This is a genomic window from Halopseudomonas oceani (genome assembly GCF_002903165.1).
Lineage (GTDB): Bacteria > Pseudomonadota > Gammaproteobacteria > Pseudomonadales > Pseudomonadaceae > Halopseudomonas > Halopseudomonas oceani.
The window spans coordinates 1-19,514 of the sequence record NZ_PPSK01000023.1 but is presented as its reverse complement, the minus strand read 5'-3'; the positions used below and the strand labels follow the sequence as shown (position 1 = coordinate 19,514).

General features: G+C 62.4%; 18 protein-coding genes. 9 read left to right on the top strand and 9 right to left on the bottom strand.

Translation table 11 applies throughout. From position 1 onward, the window contains the following. Nucleotides 1–102: 102 nt before the first annotated feature. From C1949_RS17145 to C1949_RS17110, 8 genes are all read right to left on the bottom strand, one after another. Nucleotides 103–2,025 (bottom strand): PrkA family serine protein kinase, encoded by a 1,923-nt coding sequence (locus tag C1949_RS17145; protein ID WP_104739647.1) that lies wholly within the window; start codon nt 2,023–2,025, stop codon nt 103–105. A gap of 723 nt (nt 2,026–2,748) precedes the next feature. Then, a complete protein-coding gene (gene glpE, locus C1949_RS17140) occupies nt 2,749–3,069 on the bottom strand; it encodes a thiosulfate sulfurtransferase GlpE (protein ID WP_104739646.1) in 321 nt (106 codons plus the stop codon). A gap of 11 nt (nt 3,070–3,080) precedes the next feature. Then, nucleotides 3,081–3,893 (bottom strand): symmetrical bis(5'-nucleosyl)-tetraphosphatase, encoded by an 813-nt coding sequence (locus tag C1949_RS17135; protein WP_104739645.1) that lies wholly within the window; start codon nt 3,891–3,893, stop codon nt 3,081–3,083. Nucleotides 3,894–3,908: 15 nt separating this feature from the next. Beyond that, complete coding sequence (gene apaG, locus C1949_RS17130; RefSeq protein WP_104739644.1) at nt 3,909–4,292, bottom strand: Co2+/Mg2+ efflux protein ApaG; 384 nt, start codon at nt 4,290–4,292, stop codon at nt 3,909–3,911. Further along, nucleotides 4,289–5,098, bottom strand: a complete 810-nt coding sequence (rsmA, locus tag C1949_RS17125) for a 16S rRNA (adenine(1518)-N(6)/adenine(1519)-N(6))-dimethyltransferase RsmA (protein ID WP_104739643.1) — start codon at nt 5,096–5,098, stop codon at nt 4,289–4,291. Before rsmA ends, apaG begins: the two co-directional genes overlap by 4 nt. Continuing rightward, entirely contained in the window at nt 5,095–6,087 is a 993-nt protein-coding gene (pdxA, locus tag C1949_RS17120; RefSeq protein ID WP_104739642.1) for a 4-hydroxythreonine-4-phosphate dehydrogenase PdxA, read from the bottom strand. Before pdxA ends, rsmA begins: the two co-directional genes overlap by 4 nt. Then, nucleotides 6,084–7,373 (bottom strand): peptidylprolyl isomerase, encoded by a 1,290-nt coding sequence (locus C1949_RS17115; protein ID WP_229744493.1) that lies wholly within the window; start codon nt 7,371–7,373, stop codon nt 6,084–6,086. Before C1949_RS17115 ends, pdxA begins: the two co-directional genes overlap by 4 nt. Next, entirely contained in the window at nt 7,363–10,029 is a 2,667-nt protein-coding gene (locus C1949_RS17110) for an LPS-assembly protein LptD (protein WP_104739640.1), read from the bottom strand. The genes C1949_RS17115 and C1949_RS17110 overlap by 11 nt, the downstream gene beginning before the upstream one ends. Before the next feature lie 187 nt (nt 10,030–10,216). Here C1949_RS17110 and C1949_RS17105 point away from each other — a divergent pair, with 187 nt between their 5' ends. The 3 genes from C1949_RS17105 to C1949_RS17095 are packed head-to-tail and all read left to right on the top strand — an operon-like array spanning nt 10,217 to nt 12,690. Further along, nucleotides 10,217–11,233 carry an aminoglycoside phosphotransferase family protein gene (locus C1949_RS17105; RefSeq protein ID WP_104739639.1) on the top strand — a complete coding sequence of 339 codons (1,017 nt, stop codon included), beginning with the start codon at nt 10,217–10,219 and terminating at the stop codon, nt 11,231–11,233. Beyond that, nucleotides 11,233–11,898: an N-acetylmuramate alpha-1-phosphate uridylyltransferase MurU gene (murU, locus tag C1949_RS17100; RefSeq protein ID WP_104739658.1), complete on the top strand. Its 666-nt coding sequence runs from the start codon at nt 11,233–11,235 to the stop codon at nt 11,896–11,898. The genes C1949_RS17105 and murU overlap by 1 nt, the downstream gene beginning before the upstream one ends. 3 nt (nt 11,899–11,901) lie before the next feature. Beyond that, on the top strand, nt 11,902–12,690 hold the full coding sequence (locus C1949_RS17095; protein WP_104739638.1) for a DnaJ domain-containing protein: 789 nt from the start codon (nt 11,902–11,904) through the stop codon (nt 12,688–12,690). A gap of 4 nt (nt 12,691–12,694) precedes the next feature. On the opposite strand, the gene C1949_RS17090 is transcribed toward C1949_RS17095, so the two are convergent. Then, nucleotides 12,695–13,651: a DUF3530 family protein gene (locus C1949_RS17090; protein ID WP_104739637.1), complete on the bottom strand. Its 957-nt coding sequence runs from the start codon at nt 13,649–13,651 to the stop codon at nt 12,695–12,697. A 95-nt stretch (nt 13,652–13,746) separates the two neighbouring features. Here C1949_RS17090 and rpe point away from each other — a divergent pair, with 95 nt between their 5' ends. The 6 genes from rpe (at nt 13,747) to trpC (ending at nt 19,223) form a co-directional block, all read left to right on the top strand. Then, complete coding sequence (gene rpe, locus C1949_RS17085; protein ID WP_088274372.1) at nt 13,747–14,421, top strand: ribulose-phosphate 3-epimerase; 675 nt, start codon at nt 13,747–13,749, stop codon at nt 14,419–14,421. A gap of 1 nt (nt 14,422) precedes the next feature. After that, nucleotides 14,423–15,103, top strand: coding sequence for a phosphoglycolate phosphatase (locus C1949_RS17080; RefSeq protein WP_104739636.1), 681 nt, complete (start codon nt 14,423–14,425; stop codon nt 15,101–15,103). Nucleotides 15,104–15,279: 176 nt separating this feature from the next. Further along, a complete protein-coding gene (gene trpE / locus C1949_RS17075) occupies nt 15,280–16,758 on the top strand; it encodes an anthranilate synthase component I (protein ID WP_096004353.1) in 1,479 nt (492 codons plus the stop codon). Between the two features lie 12 nt (nt 16,759–16,770). Then, complete coding sequence (locus C1949_RS17070) at nt 16,771–17,367, top strand: aminodeoxychorismate/anthranilate synthase component II (RefSeq protein WP_104739635.1); 597 nt, start codon at nt 16,771–16,773, stop codon at nt 17,365–17,367. Between the two features lie 18 nt (nt 17,368–17,385). Then, nucleotides 17,386–18,432, top strand: a complete 1,047-nt coding sequence (gene trpD, locus C1949_RS17065) for an anthranilate phosphoribosyltransferase (protein WP_104739634.1) — start codon at nt 17,386–17,388, stop codon at nt 18,430–18,432. Beyond that, complete coding sequence (trpC, locus tag C1949_RS17060) at nt 18,429–19,223, top strand: indole-3-glycerol phosphate synthase TrpC (protein ID WP_104739633.1); 795 nt, start codon at nt 18,429–18,431, stop codon at nt 19,221–19,223. Before trpD ends, trpC begins: the two co-directional genes overlap by 4 nt. Nucleotides 19,224–19,514 lie beyond the last annotated feature (291 nt).

Here is a 19,514-nt window from a genome sequence, read left to right as displayed (position 1 = left end):
TGGCGCTGCCGATCTCTTCGTGAGCCTCAAACCATAATGCGGCGCAGACCAGCTTGCCGCTTGAAGCTTACAGCTTGAAGCTGCTCAGGTACGGCGCAGCCGTCACTGAGCCTTACGCACCCGCAGGTACCATTCCGACAGCAGCCGCACCTGCTTCTCGGTGTAGCCGCGTTCGACCATCCGGTGGACGAAGTCGTTGTGCTTCTTCTGGTCTTCGGTCGAGGCTTTGGCGTTGAAGCTGATGACCGGCAGCAGGTCTTCGGTGTTGGAGAACATTTTCTTCTCGATCACCACGCGCAGCTTCTCGTAGGACAGCCAACTCGGGTTCTTGCCGTTGTTCTGCGCGCGGGCGCGCAGTACGAAGTTGACGACCTCGTTGCGGAAGTCCTTCGGGTTGCTGATGCCGGCCGGTTTCTCGATCTTCTCCAGCTCCTCGTTGAGCGAGGCGCGGTTGAGGATCTCGCCGGTTTCTGGGTCGCGGTACTCCTGATCCTGAATCCAGAAGTCGGCGTACAGCACGTAGCGGTCGAAGATGTTCTGACCGTACTCGCTGTAGGATTCCAGGTAGGCGGTCTGGATTTCCTTGCCGATGAATTCGACGTAGCGCGGCGCCAGGTATTCCTTGAGGAAGCGCAGGTAGCGTTCGCTGACGTCGTTGGGGAACTGCTCCTGCTCAATCTGCTGTTCCAGCACGTAGAGCAGGTGCACTGGGTTGGCGGCGACCTCGGTGGTATCGAAGTTGAACACCTTGGAGAGGATCTTGAAGGCAAAGCGGGTCGACAGGCCGTTCATGCCCTCGTCGACGCCCGCCGAGTCACGGTATTCCTGAATCGACTTGGCCTTGGGGTCGGTGTCCTTGAGGTTTTCGCCGTCGTAGATGCGCATCTTCGAGTAGACATTGGAGTTTTCCGGCTCCTTCAAGCGCGAGAGCACGGTGAACTGGGCCAACATCTTCAGGGTGTCCGGTGCGCAGTGGGCATTAGCCAGCGAGCTGTGAGTCAGCAGCTTTTCGTAGATTTGGATCTCGTCGCTGACGCGCAGGCAGTAGGGGACCTTGACGATGTAGATGCGGTCGATGAACGCCTCGTTGTTCTTGTTGTTGCGGAAACTGTGCCATTCGGATTCGTTGGAGTGGGCCAGAATCACGCCGTTGAACGGAATTGCCCCCATGCCTTCGGTACTGTTGTAGTTGCCCTCCTGGGTTGCGGTCAGCAGCGGATGGAGGACCTTGATCGGCGCTTTGAACATCTCGACGAACTCAAGCAGGCCCTGGTTGGCCCGGCACAGACCGCCGGAGTAGCTGTAGGCATCCGGGTCGTTCTGCGGGAACTCTTCCAGCTTGCGGATATCGACCTTGCCGACCAGCGAGGAGATGTCCTGATTGTTTTCGTCGCCGGGTTCGGTCTTGGCGACGGCAATCTGTTGCAGCACCGAGGGGTAGAGCTTGACCACGCGAAACTGGGAAATATCGCCGTTGTATTCGTGCAGGCGTTTTACCGCCCAGGGCGAGATGATGCTGTTGAGGTAGCGCCGCGGGATGCCGAAGTCTTCCTCCAGAATGGCGCCGTCTTCGCTGGCATTGAACAGCCCGAGCGGTGACTCGAACACCGGCGAGCCCTTGATCGCGTAGAAGGGCACCTGCTGCATCAGCTCTTTGAGTTTTTCGGCCAGCGATGACTTGCCGCCGCCGACCGGGCCTAGCAGGTAGAGAATCTGCTTGCGTTCTTCCAGCCCCTGGGCAGCGTGCTTGAAGAAGGAGACGATGTGCTCGATGGCGTCTTCCATGCCGTGGAAGTCGGCGAAGGCTGGGTAACGCTTGATGACCTTGTTGGAAAAAATGCGTGACAGGCGTGGGTCGAGGGAGGTGTCGACCAATTCGGGCTTGCCGATGGCCATTAGCAGGCGCTCGGCAGCGGTCGCGTAGGCGGTAGGGTCAGTCTTGCAGAGTTCCAGGTATTCCTGAAGGCTGTACTCCTCTTGCCGGGTGGCTTCAAAGCGGTTCTGGAAATGGCTGAATATGCTCATGACACGACCTCGCTGTTACCAGATAAGAGGTCTGGCGCTTCCGGGCAGCAGCCCGCATGACGCGCTTTACCGGGCGACGGCATTTCCTGATGCGTGAATCCCCCAAGGCGCAACTGCGGGCATGGTCAGGAGTCTGTCGGAGGCGCCGGGCGGCCAATCGGTGACTGGCCGGACGGAGGATCCGGCAGGCTCCCGTGTTTATCGGAAGCCGGCAGACCGACGTTCTCTTTTTGATTCGCCTGATCTCAGGATAGTTGCAAATACGCAGTGCAACAGAAGATTTCTCAGGAAACTTTGTTGCAGGATTGTGAGGCCGCGTCTGGCGTGGCTTGCGGGCGAGTTGTTTGTGTGGGTTGTGGAATGGGTTTTGGTTGCTGCGCACAAGTGCTGTTGTCATCGCGCGGTCCTGCAGTACGCAGGATCAGTGCTTCGTTGAGGATCGGGTGGGCGAGTGTGCACTGGGGTTCGTCCCGTTTACGCGGGCGAGTAGCGCAGGGCTGACGGGAAATGGGACGGCAGCATGTTTGAGGAGCGCAGCGACGAGTTCTGCCGGCCCCCGTTAGCCCGAGCAACGCAGCGAACCCGAAGGGCCGCGTAGCCGGGTGCCCCGGGGGATTGTTAAGGGGGGCTGGGCAAGCACCCCCCCCCTTAACTCGCCGTAAAAGGCGAAAGGCGGAGTCGACAGCGGCGCGATGTTGAGACTAAAAGCAACGCGCTGAAACCTTACTCGCAGCTAACTCGCTCCGGATAAGTCTGCCGCCACAGATCAAAGCCGCCGTCCAGGCTGTAGGTGTCGGCAAAACCGATGCTGGCCAGATAGGCGGCTGCGCCCTGACTGGAGTTGCCGTGGTAGCAGCAAACGATCAGCGGCGCCTGCTGGTCGGCGTTGGCGACGAAGTCGGCGAGGTTGTCGTTGTCCAGGCGCACTGCACCGGGAATGTGGCCGAAGTCGAAGCTTTGCGGATCGCGGATGTCGACCAGTTGGGCGCTGTTCGCGATCAGTTGGCTGGCGGCCTGTGGATCGATGCGTTTGAAATCGCTCATGCTGGTTCCTCTCAGGTCGTGCAGTCGCAGTGGTGCAGCTCTTGGGTTTCCAGGTTCATCAGGGTCATTCGGCCGCCCCAGACGCAGCCGGTGTCCAATGCGTGCACCCCCTGCACGCCGGTGCGGCCTTCGATCGCCGCCCAGTGGCCGAACACTACCTGGATATCCGGGTCACGGCGCGGGTAGCGGAACCAGGGCGCAAAACCCTTTGGCGTGGTATCCAGTCCCTCCTTGGATTTGAATTCCAGGGTGCCGTCCGGTTTGCAAAAGCGCATCCGGGTCAGGTAATTGGTGATCGCGCGCAGCCGGTCGATGCCCTTGAGACCGGGTTTCCAGCGTGCCGGTTCGTTGCCGTACATCTCGTCCAGGTAGTCCGGCAGGCGCTTGTCACAGCGCAGAATGGTCTCCACCTCGGCGGCCAGTTCCATGGTCTGCTGAACGGTCCAGATCGGCGGTATTCCGGCGTGGGTCATGACGTATCCCAACTCGGTATCGACGTGGGCAAGCGGTCGCTCGCGCAGCCAGTCGAGCAGGGCGACGCGGTCGTCGGCCTTGAGCAGGGGCTTGAGGGTGTCGGACTTGCGCAAGCGGCTGCCAGCGCGGCTGGCGGCCAGCAGGTGCAGGTCATGATTGCCCAGAACCGCAACGCAGGCATTGTCCAGCTGCTTGAGAAAACGCAGTGTACCGAGCGAGTCAGGGCCGCGGTTGACCATATCGCCGACGGACCAGAGCACGTCCCGGGACGGGTTGAAGCCTACCTCGCTGAGCAGGCATTGGAGCGGCTTGAGGCAGCCCTGGATGTCGCCGACGGCGTAGGTGGTCATGGGAGTACTAACCGATCAATTCAGTGCGTTGGGTTGTGCCAGGCGAAAGCGTGGAATGCTGGCGCTGAACGTGTGGCCGTCGCTGGCACGCATGTCATAACTGCCTTCCATGGTGCCAACCGGCGTCTCTAGCATGCAACCGCTGGTGTAAGTGTGCGCCTCGCCCGGCTCGACCTGGGGTTGTTCGCCAACCACGCCGGGGCCATCAACTCGCTGTTGCTTGTTGTTACCGTCGGTGATCAGCCAGTGGCGGTGCAGCAGCTGTGCCGCCACCGCGCCCCGATTGTGGATGCTGATAGTGTAGGCAAAGGCAAAGCGTTTCTTCTGCGGGTCGGATTGTTCCGGCAGGTAGCGGGTCTGCACCGTCACTTCGACGGCGTACTGCTGCTCGCCGCTCATGCGTTGCCTGCCCGCTTGCGAGTCAGGCGGTTGGCCAGGCGCACGAAACCGGCCAGGTCGACCTGCTCCGGACGGGTGCCCGGATCGATGCCTTCTGCTTCGATCTCTTCAGTGCTGAGCAGCGACTTGAGTGTGTTGCGCAGGGTCTTGCGGCGCTGGTTGAAGGCGTCGCGCACCAGGATCTCAAGCACTTCCACGTCATCGGCCGGGTGCGGCAGGGTGGCGTGCGGGATCAGCCGGACGATGGCCGAGTCGACCTTGGGTGCTGGATTGAAGGCACCGGGCCCGACATCAAACAGGTGCTCCACCCGGCAGTGATACTGCACCATGATGCCGAGGCGGCCGTAGTGGTTCATGCCGGCGGTTGCAGCCAGCCGTTGCACCACTTCCTTCTGCAGCATGAAGTGCATGTCTTCGACGCAGTCCGACTGCTCCAGCAGGTGGAACATCAGCGGCGTGGAGATGTTGTATGGCAGGTTGCCGACGATGCGCAGCTTCTCGCCGTCGGCGGCCAGTTCGCGGAAGTTGAACTTCAGCGCGTCGCCCTTGTGCAGGCGGAAGCGATCGAGAAAACCGAACTGGCCCATCAGGATCGGGTGCAGATCCTTGTCCAGCTCGACCACATCAAGGCGCGCACCGCTGGCCAGCAAGCCCGAGGTGATGGCACCCTGGCCGGGGCCGATCTCGACCAGATGATCGGTGTCGCGCGGGCGGATCGAGCGAATGATGCTATCGATCACGCCGGCGTCGTGCAGGAAATTCTGACCAAAGCGCTTGCGCGCCTTGTGTTGGGGAAACTGACTCATACAGCCCTCCGGGCGTTGATCATCTGGATGGCGGTATCGATGGCAACCTGCAGGCTGCCGGGGTTGGCCTGACCGGTTCCGGCCAGGTCGAGGGCGGTGCCGTGATCAACCGAGGTGCGAATGATCGGCATACCCAGAGTAATGTTGACGGCGTTGCCGAAGCCCTTGTGCTTGAGTACCGGGAGCCCCTGATCGTGGTACATGGCAAGCACCGCATCTGCGTGATCAAGATGCTTGGGGGTGAACAGGGTGTCGGCCGGTAATGGCCCGATCAACTGGATGCCCTCGCTGCGCAGGCGCTCAAGTGCTGGAATGATGATATCCAGCTCCTCACGACCGAGGTGGCCATCTTCACCCGCGTGCGGATTGAGGCCGCAGACCAGAATACGCGGGTCGCTCAGACCAAACTTGTTGACCAGGTCGCTGTGCAGGATGCGCACGACGCGCTCGATCAACGGCCCGGTAATGGCATCAGCAACCTGCCGCAGTGGCAGGTGCGTGGTGGCCAGGGCGACGCGCAGGCCGGGGCAGGCGAGCATCATTACCACCTGCTCGGTGGCTGTCTGCTCGGCGAAGAACTCGGTGTGACCGGAAAAGGGGACCCCCGCTTCGTTGATGATGCCCTTGTGTACCGGCGCGGTCACGATGGCGTCGAACCGGCCGTTTAGGGCGCCTTCGCCAGCAAGGCGCAGAGTCTCCAGCACGTAGGCAGCGTTGTCCGCATTCAACTGGCCGGGCAGGCATGGCGCGCCAAGCGATACCGGCAGCACGCATAGCTGGCCGGCCGCCTGGGCAGTGGGCAGGGCGTCTGGATCAAACGGCAACAGCTCGACCGTCAGGCCGAGCTGTTGAGCACGCTCGCGCAGCATGTGCGGGTCGGCAATAACCACGCGCTCGCAGGGCGAGGGCTGCTGGGCAAGCATCAGGCACAGGTCGGGGCCAATGCCCGCCGGTTCTCCGGCGGTAATGGCCAGGCGTGCCGGATTCACCCGTTTTTGATCTCGACGTAAGCCTCGTCACGAATCTGCAGCAACCAGGTCTGCAGTTCTTCTTCGTACTTGCGGCTGCGAATCAGATTGATAGCCTGCTGCTCACGCATCTCGTCGGTCATGTCGACGTTGCGGGTGCCGAGCACTTCCAGAATGTGCCAGCCGTATTGGGTCTGGAACGGACGGGACAGGGTGTTTTCGGGGGTGGTGGTCATGACTTCGCCGAACTCGGGGGTCATGGCATCCGGGGTAACCCAGTCGAGGTCGCCGCCATTGAGTGCGGTGCCCGGATCTTCCGAATAGGCTTTTGCCAGAGCGGCAAAGGACTCGCCAGCCTTGATGCGATCATAGATGCGCTGGGTCAGCTGCGCTGCTTCGCCTTCGCTGCGGATTTCGCTCGGCTTGATCAGGATATGACGGACGTGGAATTCCTCGACCATCTGGCCTTCGCCACCACGGCGGTCCAGCAGCTTGAGGATGTGGATGCCGGCCGGAGAACGCATCGGCTGGGTCACGCCACCAATCTCCAGTGCATCAACGGCGCGGGCAAAGGGCGGCGGCAGCTGAGCAGCCTTGCGCCAGCCCAGTTCGCCGCCTTCCAGCGCGGTATCACCGGCGGAGCGGCTGGCTGCCAGCGTGTTGAAGTCGGCGCCACTCTGCAGCTGACGATAAATATCGGTGGCGGCACGGCCAACCTTCTCCACTTCGCTTGGGCTGGCGTTCTCGGCCAGCGGCAGCACGATCATCGCCAGGCGGTAATCCGCCGAGGTCTGATACTTGCCAACCTCGGAATTGAGGAAGTTGCGCACTTCCTGATCGGTCACCTGAATGTTGTCCCGTACCCGGCGCTGACGCACCCGGTTGATGATCATCTCGCGGCGGATCTGCTCGCGTAACTGGCTGAAGTTGATGCCATCACGGGCCAGGGCGGCACGGAACTGCGCCGGAGTAACGCCGTTGCGGGCGGCTATCTGCTGTACCGCCTGATCAAGGGAAGCATCATCGATGGTGATGCCGGCGCGCTCGCCCATCTGCAGCTGGATGCTCTCCAGAATCAGGCGATCAAGTACCTGCGAGCGTAGCTCGCTGTCGGTCGGCGCGGGGGTATTGTTCTGGGCGAACTGCTGGCGCACGGAGGCCATGCGCTCATCGACCTGGCTAGCCATTACGACGTCGTTGTCGACGATCGCGGCGACGCGGTCCAGCGGCTCTACGGCGGCCTGGGCTGTGCTGCTGAGAAAAATGCCCGCACACAGGCTCAGGGCCGTCATCAACTTAAAATGCATTATCTTCACGCTCTCTGTAACCGGGGATACCATCGTCAAGGAGGCTTTCCACCTCATTGCCGCTCACGCTGCCGAGCCCTTTGAGGACAATCTGCAGGAAGATGCCGCGGTTCGCATCATCGGTGGCGACGGATTCGAACTCGTTGTAGTCAACCCAGTAGCGGTTGACGACACGCAGTTTCCAGCAGCAGCTGTCGTACTCAAGACCGCCAAAGGCTTCCAGGGTTCGATCCTCGGCAAAGTCATGCTGCCAGCGACCGATCAGGCTCCACTGCGGGTTGAGCGGCCACATGAACGACAGATCGGACTGGTCGATACGGCTGTCCGGGTCGCGCTGGAAGGTGCCGGTCAGGGCGTTATAGGTGTTGATGTTGTTGCGGTAGCGGTAGCCCATGTTCAGCACCTTGCGGGGCTCGGGCTGATAGTGGGCAAATACGCTGCCGGCATCGCTGGTGCTGTCGTCCGGGTCCCAGATGACGTCGGCGTTCAGGCGCCAGGCATCACTGACCTGGTACATAGCTTCGGCCGCGTAGGCCGAGGACGAGGACTTCTCTGCGTCGCGTGCTACGCCGTCGGTATCCAGCAGTTGCACATTGCGGTCGCGGAAGTAGAACACCTGGCCGAAACTGGCGCGGGCGCGTTCGGTGCCATTGGCTTCCAGGGCGCGACTGGTCAGACCCAGAGACAGCTGATTGGCGTCGGCGACCCGGTCGTTGCCGCTGAAGCGGTTGTCGCGGAACAGCGAGCTGTAGCTGAAGGTGTTCTGGTTGGTGTCGAACAGCGGCTGATCGTCCTGATCCTCGTCTGCGGCGTACAGGTAGAACGCCCGCGGTTCCAGGGTCTGGCGCAGGTTGCGGCCGAACCAGCTGGTGGCGCGATCAAAGTACAGACCGGTATCCAGGCTGGCGACCGGAATGGTGCTGGACGGGTTGTTGTTGGCGCCGGCGTAGTCGAAGCCGTCGGCACGCGAATCGAAGTTCAGATCGTAGTAGGTGCTCTGAGTGCGTACTTTCGGTGTGACAAAGGCCCAGCTGTTGCGCCAGGGGTAGCTGATGCTGGGGCTGACCACGACGCGGTGGCCGGTTGCCCGTTGCAGGCCGACCAGGTTTTCGTCTGCGGTCAGAATTGGCTGGCCAGCACTGTCGAACTGGATGCCGTCCTTGCCGGTCAGGAAACCGTTGCTCAGGTTGCGATCAAAATAGGCGTACTCGGCGTTGTAGCCAAAGCGCAGGCCAGTATCGCCCAGCCAGTCGGCACCATCGAGGCGCAGTTGCGGCAGGCGTTCGTACGGGGTAACCGAGGTAATGGTTGCCAGCTCATAGCCGTGTACGGCTGCCTGGAAGCGCCAGCCGTCGCCACGATAGGTGATGCCTGCGCGCTGGTTGACATAGGTGCCGGAGCGGGCTTCGAGTGCGGTGTCGAGATCCTGGAAGTAGTATGGATCGCTGATGTCGGTGTAATCGACTTCGGTGCTCCAGCGGCTTTTCAGCCCACCTTCATGCTGCCAGCCATACAACCAGCGGTTTTCGCCGTATTTGCTGTCATTCAGGAACGCGGCGGTCAGGGTGCCTTCGTCATCGTCGTGCAGATAGCGGAAATCCCCTTCCATCTGCAGCCCGCGCTCAGACAGATAACGCGGATACAGGGTGGCGTCATAGTTCGGGGCAATGTTGATGTAGTACGGCGTTTCAATTTCGGTGCCGTTGTCGGACGAATAGCTGAACGACGGGGTCAGCAGGCCGGTCTGCCGGCGGTCGTCAATCGGGAAGTACATGTACGGGGTGTAGAACACCGGTACGTCCTTGACCCGCAAGGTGACGTGCTTGGCCTCGCCCCAGCCGGTTTCACGGTCCAGCTCGATGTCCTTGCCGTGCAGTGACCAGGTATTTTCACCCGGCTCGCAGGTGGTGTAGCTGCCGTCGCTGATGACGATGACGGCGTCGTCCCGGCGCCGCAGCGTTTCGGCTGTGCCACGCGCGCGCGCGTCGTGGACGACGTATTCCACGCCGTCGATGCGGGTCTCGCCATTGTCGATGCGCATGGATGCGCTGTCGCCCAAAACCAGCACGCCCTGATCGCGCAGGCGAACGTTGCCTTCGAGTACCGCCTGGGCGTTGGCCTGATCAAAACTGGCCTGGTCGGCGCGGGCCTGCAGGCGGCCCTGGCGCAGTAGCACGTCGCCCTGCAGTACGCCGGTCTGGTTACCTTGTTCGAAGCGGCTGGAGTCGGCAGAGGCGTAGACCGGCAGTTGGTCAAAGGGCGTGGAGTCGTCGCGGCCACTGCGTTCCGGCTCGACGTAGGTGCCACCGCAGTAGGGCGCAATGGCTGCCTGTTGCTCGCTGCTCAACTGCTCGCGCGGAACCCAGTCCAGACGAGTAAAGTCGGTACTGGGCGTTGCCCGGCCGCCGCTGAGCGGCGCTGCCGTATCGGCGCTCTTGACCACGCTGTCGGTCAAGGGCGCAGGGGCCGGTGCCGGTCGTGGTGGTCTGGGCGGCAATTCGCCCCGGGGTTGCAGCGGCTCGCAGGACCAGCTGTTGCCGGCCGGCCGGCACTGGACCTGATTGGCTGCTACCGAGCTCAGTGGCTGTATTAACAGCAGCGAACTGGCCAGCAACATCGGAAAGGAGGAGCGAAAGGGAGGAGTACGGTAGGCCATTATGTAATTGTCCGGGCTTCCAGTCGGTGCGTGCTCGCGACGCCTTGTGCGAGGAGAATGCAATCTGCATGCTGTGTCAGTCGAGCAAGATAACGGATAATAAAGCAACACGCGATGCCTGATCTAGGAATGTACCGAATTAATGCCACCGGGCCAGTGCCCGGATAGATGCTGAAGTGGGAGAACGATGGATTCACGACTGCAACAGATGCAACCTTGGCTGGATCAGGCGCTACCGCGCGCTGCAGCTGCCCTCGGCTGGGCTGAGCTGCCTGCCGGTGAGCTGGTGCCCGCCAGCGCCGACGCCAGCTTTCGCCGCTACTTTCGCTGGCAGGCGGCTGGCCGCAGCCTGATTATCATGGATGCGCCACCCGAGCATGAAAATACCGAACCCTTTGTTCGCATTACCCGGTTGCTGCAGGACGCTGGCGTGCGGGTGCCGCAGTTGTTCGCCGAGGACCTGCAGCAGGGCTTTTTGCTGCTGGAGGACATGGGCGCCAAGACTTATTTGCAGACTATCGAGCAGGGCGTTGCGCCGGCAGAGCTGGAGCGGATGTTTGCTGCGGCGATCACTAGCCTGATTCGCTGGCAGCTCGCCAGCCGGCCGGGTGTGTTGCCCGAGTACGAGGAGGCGGTGCTGCGCCGCGAACTGGCGCTGTTTCCGGACTGGTACGTCAGCCGCGAGCTGGGTCGCAGCCTGTCAGCCGAGGAGCAAACGCTTTGGGACGAGGTGCAGGCGCTGCTGCTCGACAGCAACCTCGGTGAGGCCAAGGTATACGTTCACCGCGACTATATGCCGCGTAACCTGATGACCTCTGAAGGTGAGCCGGGTGTGCTCGACTTTCAGGACGCGCTTTACGGCCCGGTCAGTTACGACGCTACCTCGCTGTTCGCCGACGCCTTTTTCAGCTGGCCGGCCGCCGAGCGCACGCAATGGCTGACGCGCTACTGGCAGCAGGCGCGGGAGGCCGGGGTGCCGGTGCCGGATGAGCTGGAGTCCTTCCTTGCCCAGGCGCGGCTGATGGGTGTGCAGCGTCACCTGAAGGTGCTGGGTATCTTTGCCCGGATTTGCCATCGCGACGGCAAGCCGCATTACCTGCAGGATGCGCCGCGCTTTGTCCGCTACCTGCGTGATGCTTGTGCTGCCGACACTCGGCTGGCGCCGTTGAGCGCGTTGCTCGACAGTCTGGGATTAGCCGCATGATGAGGGCGATGGTACTGGCCGCCGGCAAGGGGGAGCGGATGCGACCGCTGACCTTGCACACGCCCAAGCCGCTGTTGCCGGTTGCGGACAAGCCGTTGTTGCAGTGGCATATCGAGGCGCTGGCCACGGCAGGGGTAGCCGAACTGGTGATCAATCATGCCTGGCTGGGCGAGCAGATCGAGCGTTATTTCGAGGATGGCAAGCGCTTTGGTGTGAGTATTCGCTGGTCTGCCGAGGGTGAGCCGCTGGAGACCGGCGGCGGTATTCGCAAGGCGCTGCCGCTGCTGGGCGATGCGCCTTTTATCTTGATCAATGGTGACGTCTGGACCCGGTATGACTTTGCGCAGTTGGCACTGCCGGAAGGCATGCTGGCGCATCTGGTGCTGACCGATAACCCTGTGCACAACCCTAATGGCGACTTTTTGCTCACCGATGGCCTGGTCGGCAACCCTGCGGCCGGGCAGGTAGGCCTGACGTATAGCGGCATCGCTGTACTGCACCCTGACTTGCTGGCGGAGCACCCGGAAGGGGCCTTTGCGCTGGCGCCATTGCTGCGCGCTGCAGCGGAGCAGGGGCGGGTCAGTGGCGAGCATTTTCGTGGCGCCTGGATCGATGTCGGTACGCCAGAGCGGCTGGCCGACGCTGACCGCGTGGCGAGGGGCTGACGGATGCTCTGGCCGGTAACCGTGTTGGGCGCCGTGGTGGGCGGGCTTGGCGGCGCCGTGCCTGGAGCCGTGCTGGGTGCGGTGGTAGGCCACGCGCTGGATCGCCACTGGCAACTGCGACACTGGCGGGATTTGCCTGACCGGTTGGCTCAGTTGCGGAGTGCTGGCAACAGTTTCGAGCGCGTGCTGTTTCTCTGCTTGGGACGGTTGGCCAAGGCCAGTGGCCGGGTGACTCCGGCGCATCTGCAGTTGGCGCGGGATCTGATGCAGCAGTATCGACTCGAGGGGGATGCCCGGCTGCAGGCCATGCGTGACTTCAATGAAGGCAAACAGGGTGATGACTTGATCAAGGTGGTGCGTGCGTTCTGTCGGCGCGAGCCGGGGCGTGCTGCCGAGCTGATGGATGGCTGTTGGCGGATGGCTGTGCTGCCGGGGCGGCTGAGCGATGAGGTTCAAGGTCTGCTGGCAGGGTGGTCAAAAGTCGCCGGGCTAGGCCAGGCCGAGCAGCAGCGGATGCATCAGCGTCATCAACACAGCCGTCAGACGCGCGGCGGTCGCGCTGCGGTTGCGCAGGAGGATCGCCTTCAGCAGGCGGCCAACATACTCAAGGTCAGCCCCGCGGACTCGCCGGAGGTGATCAAGCGGGCCTATCGCCGCCAGCTCAGCCTGCATCATCCGGACAAGCTGGCCGCTCGCGGTGTTAGTTCTGCCCAGCAGAGCAGCGCCGGTGAGCGTATCCGGCAGATTCAGCAAGCCTACGAAACGCTGCGCCGCCACCGCGGGTTCCGTTGAGGCGCTACGGCGCTGCTTCCGGTTCAGCCGGTTGCTGATGGCGGGTCAGCCAACCACGCAGCCGTTTGTCGAGCATCTCGTCTGCAAAGGCCGAGCGATCCATCGCTGCGAGATCCATTTGCTGGTAGCCCTGGTTGCCGGTCCGGCGGGCGATGCGAAGGTGGTCTGCGGCAAGTTGACTGTCAACGGTTACAGCCAGGTCGAGCAGCTCGAACACTGGGCGCTCGTTCTTCTCGAACAGGCTGTCCAGGCTTGGCTCTGGCGACGACGCAGGTTGTCTGGTCTGATACAGAACGAGCGTCGCCGGTGGCTGGTCGGGTCCACTGGTGCTGACGGCCAATAGCGCCCAGTAAGCAGACTCCCGCCGGGCAATGATGTGCACCTGCTGTGCGCCTTCGCTCTCCAGTACCTGTAAGCCGGCGCGGATCAGCGCCGTGGCCCGCTCGCTGTAGCGAGCCTCGGGCGGCGGCTCTGGCGCGGCGTCAATCTGGTCGCTTGCTGCCAGCAGTTCGCCCTCCGGGACAATTTCGGGTGGCGCGGCATTGTCCGCAGCAGGTGGCTCCGCAGGCTCGGGAGGTACGTCGATCTGTGGAACAGAGGGTGCATCAGGCAAGCTGATGGCCAGGGTGTGCCAGCCGGCATCGCTGAGACTGATGCGGGCGGGGCCGATCAGCTCAGGCCAGTTGGCGTGCTCGCCTGGACCGGCAATCAGCAGAATGCCGCCGAGTGGTTCGGGGCGTGCTGCTGGTAGAAACAGCCCCAGCTGGGACTCACCGGCGAACTCGAGTTGCCGCTGTTCGCTGGTTGGCGTTTCGCGCTTGAGTGCTTGCTGATACTGGATATCACGGGACAGCGCTTGCGAGCGCTCGGCTGCTGCCGCGTCCGGTGTGGGCGCCGCTGGTTCCTGGGCCTGGGTGATACCGGCAAGGCAAAGCAGGGCTATGAGGGTTGGCGCGCGCATGGGGCTGTCTCGGTCCGAAGTCCTGATGAGTATAACCACGACGGATAGGGTAAACTGGCCGGCATTTCCGTGTCTGCCCCTGCCGAGGTTCTCCCATGCTCGATTACGCCATTGCGCCGTCTATTCTGTCCGCTGACTTTGCCCGTCTGGGTGAGGATGTTGATCGGGTGCTGGCCGCCGGCGCCGACATCGTCCATTTCGATGTCATGGACAATCACTACGTGCCGAACCTGACCATCGGCCCGATGGTTTGCTCGGCGCTGCGCAAGTACGGCGTCACCGCGCCGATCGATGTGCATCTGATGGTTAAGCCAGTGGACCGCATCATCGGCGACTTCCTTGAGGCCGGTGCCAGCTATATCACCTTCCACCCGGAAGCCTCCGAGCACATCGACCGTTCGCTGCAGCTGATTAAGGACGGCGGTGCCAAGGCGGGCCTGGTATTCAATCCGGCGACTTCGCTGGATGCGCTCAAGTACGTGATGGACAAGGTCGACATGGTGCTGCTGATGAGCGTCAACCCGGGCTTTGGTGGTCAGAAGTTCATCCCGGGCACGCTGGACAAGCTGCGGGAGGCGCGTGCGCTGATCGATGCCAGTGGTCGTGAAATCCGTCTGGAGATCGACGGCGGCGTCAACGAACAGAACATCCGCGCCATTGCCGAAGCGGGCGCCGATACCTTCGTCGCCGGTTCGGCGATCTTCAACAAGCCGGACTACAAGGCGGTGATCGACAGCATGCGTGCGGAGCTGGCACAGGCCAAACGCTGAGATGTTGTCGCTGCGCGAGCTGTTCGGTGGCGCGCTGCCGGCGCTGGTAATGTTTGATCTGGACGGCACCTTGATCGACTCCGTGCCGGATCTGGCGGCGGCGGTGGATGTGATGCTGGCTCAGTTGGGGCGTGAGGCCGCTGGCGTCGAGCAGGTCCGTCACTGGGTCGGCAACGGTGCGCGGGTTTTGGTGCGTCGGGCGCTGGCCGGAGACATCGAGCATTCGCACATCGGCGAGCCCGAGACCGAGCAGGCGCTGGCGCTGTTTCTCGAGGCGTACGCCGGAGATCACTCGCGCAGCACGGTCTATCCGGGCGTGCGGGCCTTTCTCGACCGGCTGCAGTCCGCGCAGATACCGCTTGCACTGATCACCAACAAGCCGAGTCGCTTTGTGCCGGAGCTGCTGGCGGACAAGCAGTTGGACGGGTATTTCCGTTGGCTGGTTGGTGGCGACACCCTGCCGGTGCAGAAGCCCGACCCGGCGGCGCTTCATTGGGTCATGCAGCAGGCTGGTGTTGAGGCTGGACAGGCGTTGTTTGTCGGCGACTCCCGCAGCGACGTTCTGGCCGCGAAGGCGGCTGGCGTGCCGGTGGTGGCGGTCAGCTACGGCTACAATCACGGGCGGCCGATTGCCTCGGAGAACCCGGATTTGCTGGTTGATTCGCTTGACGCGCTCATATAGGCTTGCTCGGGTGTCCCGACCAGTGATGGATCAGCCGTGTTTGTCAGCAATCGCAAACTGATGAGAGTTATCAAGGCGCTCGCCCGCTGGCGTTGGCGTACCTGAACTGTCCTCGCTCGCTCCCGAGTGCGAGCACCCTTGTTTGCGTATGACTTACCCTGCCTTTGAGGCTGATCATGACCCGAGACGAATTCCTTCGCCTGGCTGCCCAGGATTGCAACCGTGTACCCGTTGTACGCGAGGTGCTGGCAGATCTTGAAACCCCGCTGTCCACCTATCTGAAACTGGCTGACGGTGCCTACTCCTACCTGCTGGAGTCGGTGCAGGGCGGCGAGAAGTGGGGGCGTTATTCCATCATCGGCCTGCCGGCCCGCACCGTACTGCGCGTCGACGGCCATACCGCAACCGTGCTGGTGGACGGTGTCGAGCAGGAGCGCCATGAGTGTGCCGATCCGCTGGATTTCGTCGAGACCTTCAAGGCCCGTTACCGGGTGCCGAGCATTCCGGGTCTGCCGCGTTTCAATGGTGGACTGGTTGGCTACTTCGGCTACGACTGCGTGCGCTATGTTGAGCCGCGTCTTGCCGCGACGGTCAATCCGGATGTGCTGGGTACCCCGGACATCCTGCTGATGGTGTCCGATGAGGTTGTCGTATTCGATAACCTGGCCGGCAAGCTACACGCTATCGTGCTTGCCGACCCAAGCGCCGACGATGCCTTCGAACAGGCCAATGCCCGGCTCGATCAACTGCTTGAGCAGCTGCGCCTGCCGACCCCAGCGCGCAAGCTGATTGATCTGGCTGCGCCGGTCGATACCGACCTGGAATACCGCGCCAGCTTCACCCGTGAGGATTACGAGCGGGCGGTCGACACCATCAAGGAGTACATCCTTGCCGGTGACTGCATGCAGGTGGTGCCGTCCCAGCGCATGAGCATCGACTTCAAGGCCGAGCCGATTGATTTGTACCGGGCGCTGCGCAGCCAGAATCCGACGCCTTACATGTACTTCTTCAACTTCGGCGACTTCCACGTGGTTGGCAGCTCTCCCGAGGTGCTGGTACGTGTCGAAGAGGGTGAAGTAACGGTACGCCCGATTGCCGGCACCCGCCCGCGCGGCGCGACCGAAGAAGCTGATCTGGCGTTGGAGCAGGACCTGCTGTCCGACGCCAAGGAAATCGCCGAGCACCTGATGCTGATCGACCTGGGCCGTAACGATGTTGGTCGTGTGGCCGAGATCGGCAAGGTCAAGGTCACCGAGAAGATGGTTATCGAGCGTTATTCCAACGTCATGCACATCGTCTCCAACGTACAGGGCCAGCTGAAGCCGGAACTGACCGCAATGGATGCACTGCGCGCCATTCTGCCGGCGGGCACCCTGTCCGGGGCGCCGAAAATTCGCGCGATGGAGATCATCGACGAGCTGGAGCCGGTCAAGCGCGGCGTCTACGGCGGCGCGGTCGGCTACTGGGCGTGGAACGGCAACATGGACACGGCCATCGCAATTCGTACCGCGGTGATCAAGGATGGTGAGCTGCATGTGCAGGCCGGTGGCGGCATTGTGGCCGACTCGGTGCCCGCGCTGGAGTGGGAAGAGACCATCAACAAGCGTCGCGCCATGTTCCGTGCGATTGCCCTCGCTGAACAATCGGCCCGGTAAAGGAGAAAAGCCATGCTGCTGATGATCGATAACTACGACTCCTTTACCTACAACGTGGTGCAGTACCTCGGTGAACTGGGTGCCGACGTCAAGGTGGTGCGCAACGATGAATTGACCGTCGCCGAGATCGAAGCCCTCAATCCCGAGCGCATCGTTGTCTCCCCCGGCCCGTGCACGCCCAACGAAGCGGGTGTCTCGGTGCCGGTGCTCAAGCACTTTGCCGGCAAGCTGCCGATTCTCGGCATTTGCCTTGGCCACCAGAGTATCGGCCAGGCTTTCGGCGGTGATGTGGTGCGTGCCCGTCAGGTCATGCACGGCAAGACCAGCCCGGTGTATCACGAAGGTCTGGGCGTGTTTGCCGGCCTCAATAATCCGCTAACCGTGACCCGTTATCACTCGCTGGTAATCAGCCGCGATACGCTGCCCGACTGCCTGGAGCTGACCGCCTGGACCCAGCATGAAGACGGCAGTGTTGACGAAATCATGGGTGTACGCCACCGCGAGTACATGATCGAGGGTGTGCAGTTCCATCCTGAGTCGATCCTGTCTGAACAGGGGCACGACATGCTCGCCAACTTCCTCAAGCAGCAGGGCGGCATGCGCCGCTGACCAGCCAGGAGAGACGGAATGGATATCAAGACAGCCCTCGGCAAGGTGGTTGATCAGTTGGATCTGTCCACCGAGGAAATGCAGGACGTCATGCGTCAGATCATGACCGGCCAGTGCACCGACGCGCAGATCGGCGGCTTTCTGGTTGCCCTGCGGATGAAGAGTGAAACCCTCGACGAAATTACCGGCGCAGCCATGGTCATGCGCGAGCTGGCTTCCGGGGTGCAGATCAACGCTGAACGCCTGGTCGACACCTGCGGCACCGGCGGCGACGGCGCCAATATCTTCAATGTGTCGACCGCCGCCGCGCTGGTGGTGGCCGCTGCTGGCGGCAAGGTCGCCAAGCACGGCAACCGCGCGGTATCCGGCAAGAGCGGCAGCGCCGATCTGCTGGAAGCGGCGGGCGTAAATCTCAACCTGACGCCCGAGCAGGTTGCCCGCTGTGTTGAAAGCGTCGGTGTCGGCTTCATGTTTGCGCCGGCCCATCACGGCGCCATGAAGCACGCCATTGGCCCGCGCCGCGAACTGGGCATGCGCACCATCTTCAACATGCTTGGCCCGATGACCAATCCGGCCGGGGTCAAGCATCAGGTCATCGGTGTGTTCACCGAAGCGCTGTGCCGGCCGATTGCCGAGGTGCTCAAGCGTCTCGGCAGCGAGCACGTGCTGGTGGTGCACTCCAAGGATGGGCTGGACGAACTGAGTCTGGCGGCGACCAGCCACATTGCCGAACTGAAAGGCGGCGAAGTGCGCGAGTACGACGTTAGCCCGGAAGAACTCGGCATCAAGAGCCGCTCGTTGATTGGTCTGACGGTCGATGACGCGGTGGCCTCGCTCAAGCTGATCCGCGATGCGCTCGGCAAGCGCGAAACCGAGGCCGGTGAAAAAGCGGCCGATATCATCATTCTCAATGCCGGTGCGGCGTTGTACGCGGCAGATCATGCGACCAGTCTGCTCGAAGGCGTCAAGCTCGCCTCTGATGCCCTTTACTCAGGGCTGGCGCGGGAAAAACTCAACGAACTTATCGCCTTCACCGAGGTGTTCCGGGAGGAAGCAGCACAATGAGCGTGCCGACCATCTTGCAAAACATCGTCGCGCGCAAGCACGAGGAAGTGGCAGAACGTCTCCAGCAGCGCAGCCTGGCCGAGCTGGAGCAGCTCGTAGGGGCCGCATCGCCCACCCGTGGCTTCGCCAAGGCCATTCAGGCCGCTGCTGCCGCGCGCCGCCCGGGGGTGATTGCCGAGATCAAGAAGGCGTCACCGAGCAAGGGCGTGCTGCGCGAGGACTTTCATCCAGCCGAAATTGCGGCCAGCTACGAGGCGGGCGGTGCGGTTTGCCTGTCGGTGCTGACCGATGTCGACTTCTTTCAGGGGCACGACGATTACCTGCAGCAGGCCCGTGCGGCCTGTTCACTGCCGGTGATCCGTAAGGACTTTATGGTTGACCCGTATCAGGTCGTCGAAGCCCGCGCCCTGGGGGCTGACTGCGTGCTGCTGATTGCCGCCTGCCTGGACGACCTGCAGATGGGCGAGTTGGCGGCGACCGCAAAGCAACACGGGCTGGATGTGCTGGTCGAGGTGCACGATGCCGCCGAGCTGGAACGCGGCCTCAAGCTGGATACCCCGCTGATCGGCATCAACAACCGTAACCTGCACACCTTCGAGGTGACGTTGGACACGACTCTTGAGCTGATTCCGCAGATTCCGCGTAACAAGACGCTGGTGACCGAGAGCGGCATCCTGCATCGTGCCGATGTGGAGTTGATGCTGGCCCATGACGTCTACGGGTTTCTGGTCGGCGAGGCTTTCATGCGTGGCAACGATCCGGGCCATGAACTTAAGCGACTGTTTTTCTAATTCGCGATATCAGCATTGAAAGAACCTCCTTCGGGAGGTTTTTTTGTGGTTTGGCGCTGCAGTTCGGGGAAGATAGGTAGGGTCTTAGACTACTGCGTTTATCCGTCTGCTCGGATGGTGGAGTGTGCACTGTGGTTCGTCCCGTTTACGCGGGCGAGTAGCGCAGGCTTGGCGGGAAAAAGAGCGGCAGCCTGTTTGAGGCTCGCAGAGCCGAGTTCTGCCGATCCCCGCCAAGCCGAGCAACGCAGCGAACCCGCAGGGCCGCGTAGCCGGGTGCCCGGGGGGATCGCC

Coding starts and splice junctions, on each gene's coding strand:
- C1949_RS17110 (WP_104739640.1), bottom strand. CDS start 10,029: ATGGCCTACCGTACTCCTCCCTTTCGCTCCTCCTTTCCGATGTTGCTG.
- glpE (WP_104739646.1), bottom strand. CDS start 3,069: ATGAGCGATTTCAAACGCATCGATCCACAGGCCGCCAGCCAACTGATC.
- C1949_RS17090 (WP_104739637.1), bottom strand. CDS start 13,651: ATGCGCGCGCCAACCCTCATAGCCCTGCTTTGCCTTGCCGGTATCACC.
- C1949_RS17070 (WP_104739635.1), top strand. CDS start 16,771: ATGCTGCTGATGATCGATAACTACGACTCCTTTACCTACAACGTGGTG.
- rsmA (WP_104739643.1), bottom strand. CDS start 5,098: ATGAGTCAGTTTCCCCAACACAAGGCGCGCAAGCGCTTTGGTCAGAAT.
- C1949_RS17095 (WP_104739638.1), top strand. CDS start 11,902: ATGCTCTGGCCGGTAACCGTGTTGGGCGCCGTGGTGGGCGGGCTTGGC.
- C1949_RS17115 (WP_229744493.1), bottom strand. CDS start 7,373: ATGCATTTTAAGTTGATGACGGCCCTGAGCCTGTGTGCGGGCATTTTT.
- apaG (WP_104739644.1), bottom strand. CDS start 4,292: ATGAGCGGCGAGCAGCAGTACGCCGTCGAAGTGACGGTGCAGACCCGC.
- C1949_RS17135 (WP_104739645.1), bottom strand. CDS start 3,893: ATGACCACCTACGCCGTCGGCGACATCCAGGGCTGCCTCAAGCCGCTC.
- C1949_RS17080 (WP_104739636.1), top strand. CDS start 14,423: ATGTTGTCGCTGCGCGAGCTGTTCGGTGGCGCGCTGCCGGCGCTGGTA.
- rpe (WP_088274372.1), top strand. CDS start 13,747: ATGCTCGATTACGCCATTGCGCCGTCTATTCTGTCCGCTGACTTTGCC.
- trpC (WP_104739633.1), top strand. CDS start 18,429: ATGAGCGTGCCGACCATCTTGCAAAACATCGTCGCGCGCAAGCACGAG.
- trpE (WP_096004353.1), top strand. CDS start 15,280: ATGACCCGAGACGAATTCCTTCGCCTGGCTGCCCAGGATTGCAACCGT.
- C1949_RS17145 (WP_104739647.1), bottom strand. CDS start 2,025: ATGAGCATATTCAGCCATTTCCAGAACCGCTTTGAAGCCACCCGGCAA.
- C1949_RS17105 (WP_104739639.1), top strand. CDS start 10,217: ATGGATTCACGACTGCAACAGATGCAACCTTGGCTGGATCAGGCGCTA.
- trpD (WP_104739634.1), top strand. CDS start 17,386: ATGGATATCAAGACAGCCCTCGGCAAGGTGGTTGATCAGTTGGATCTG.
- murU (WP_104739658.1), top strand. CDS start 11,233: ATGAGGGCGATGGTACTGGCCGCCGGCAAGGGGGAGCGGATGCGACCG.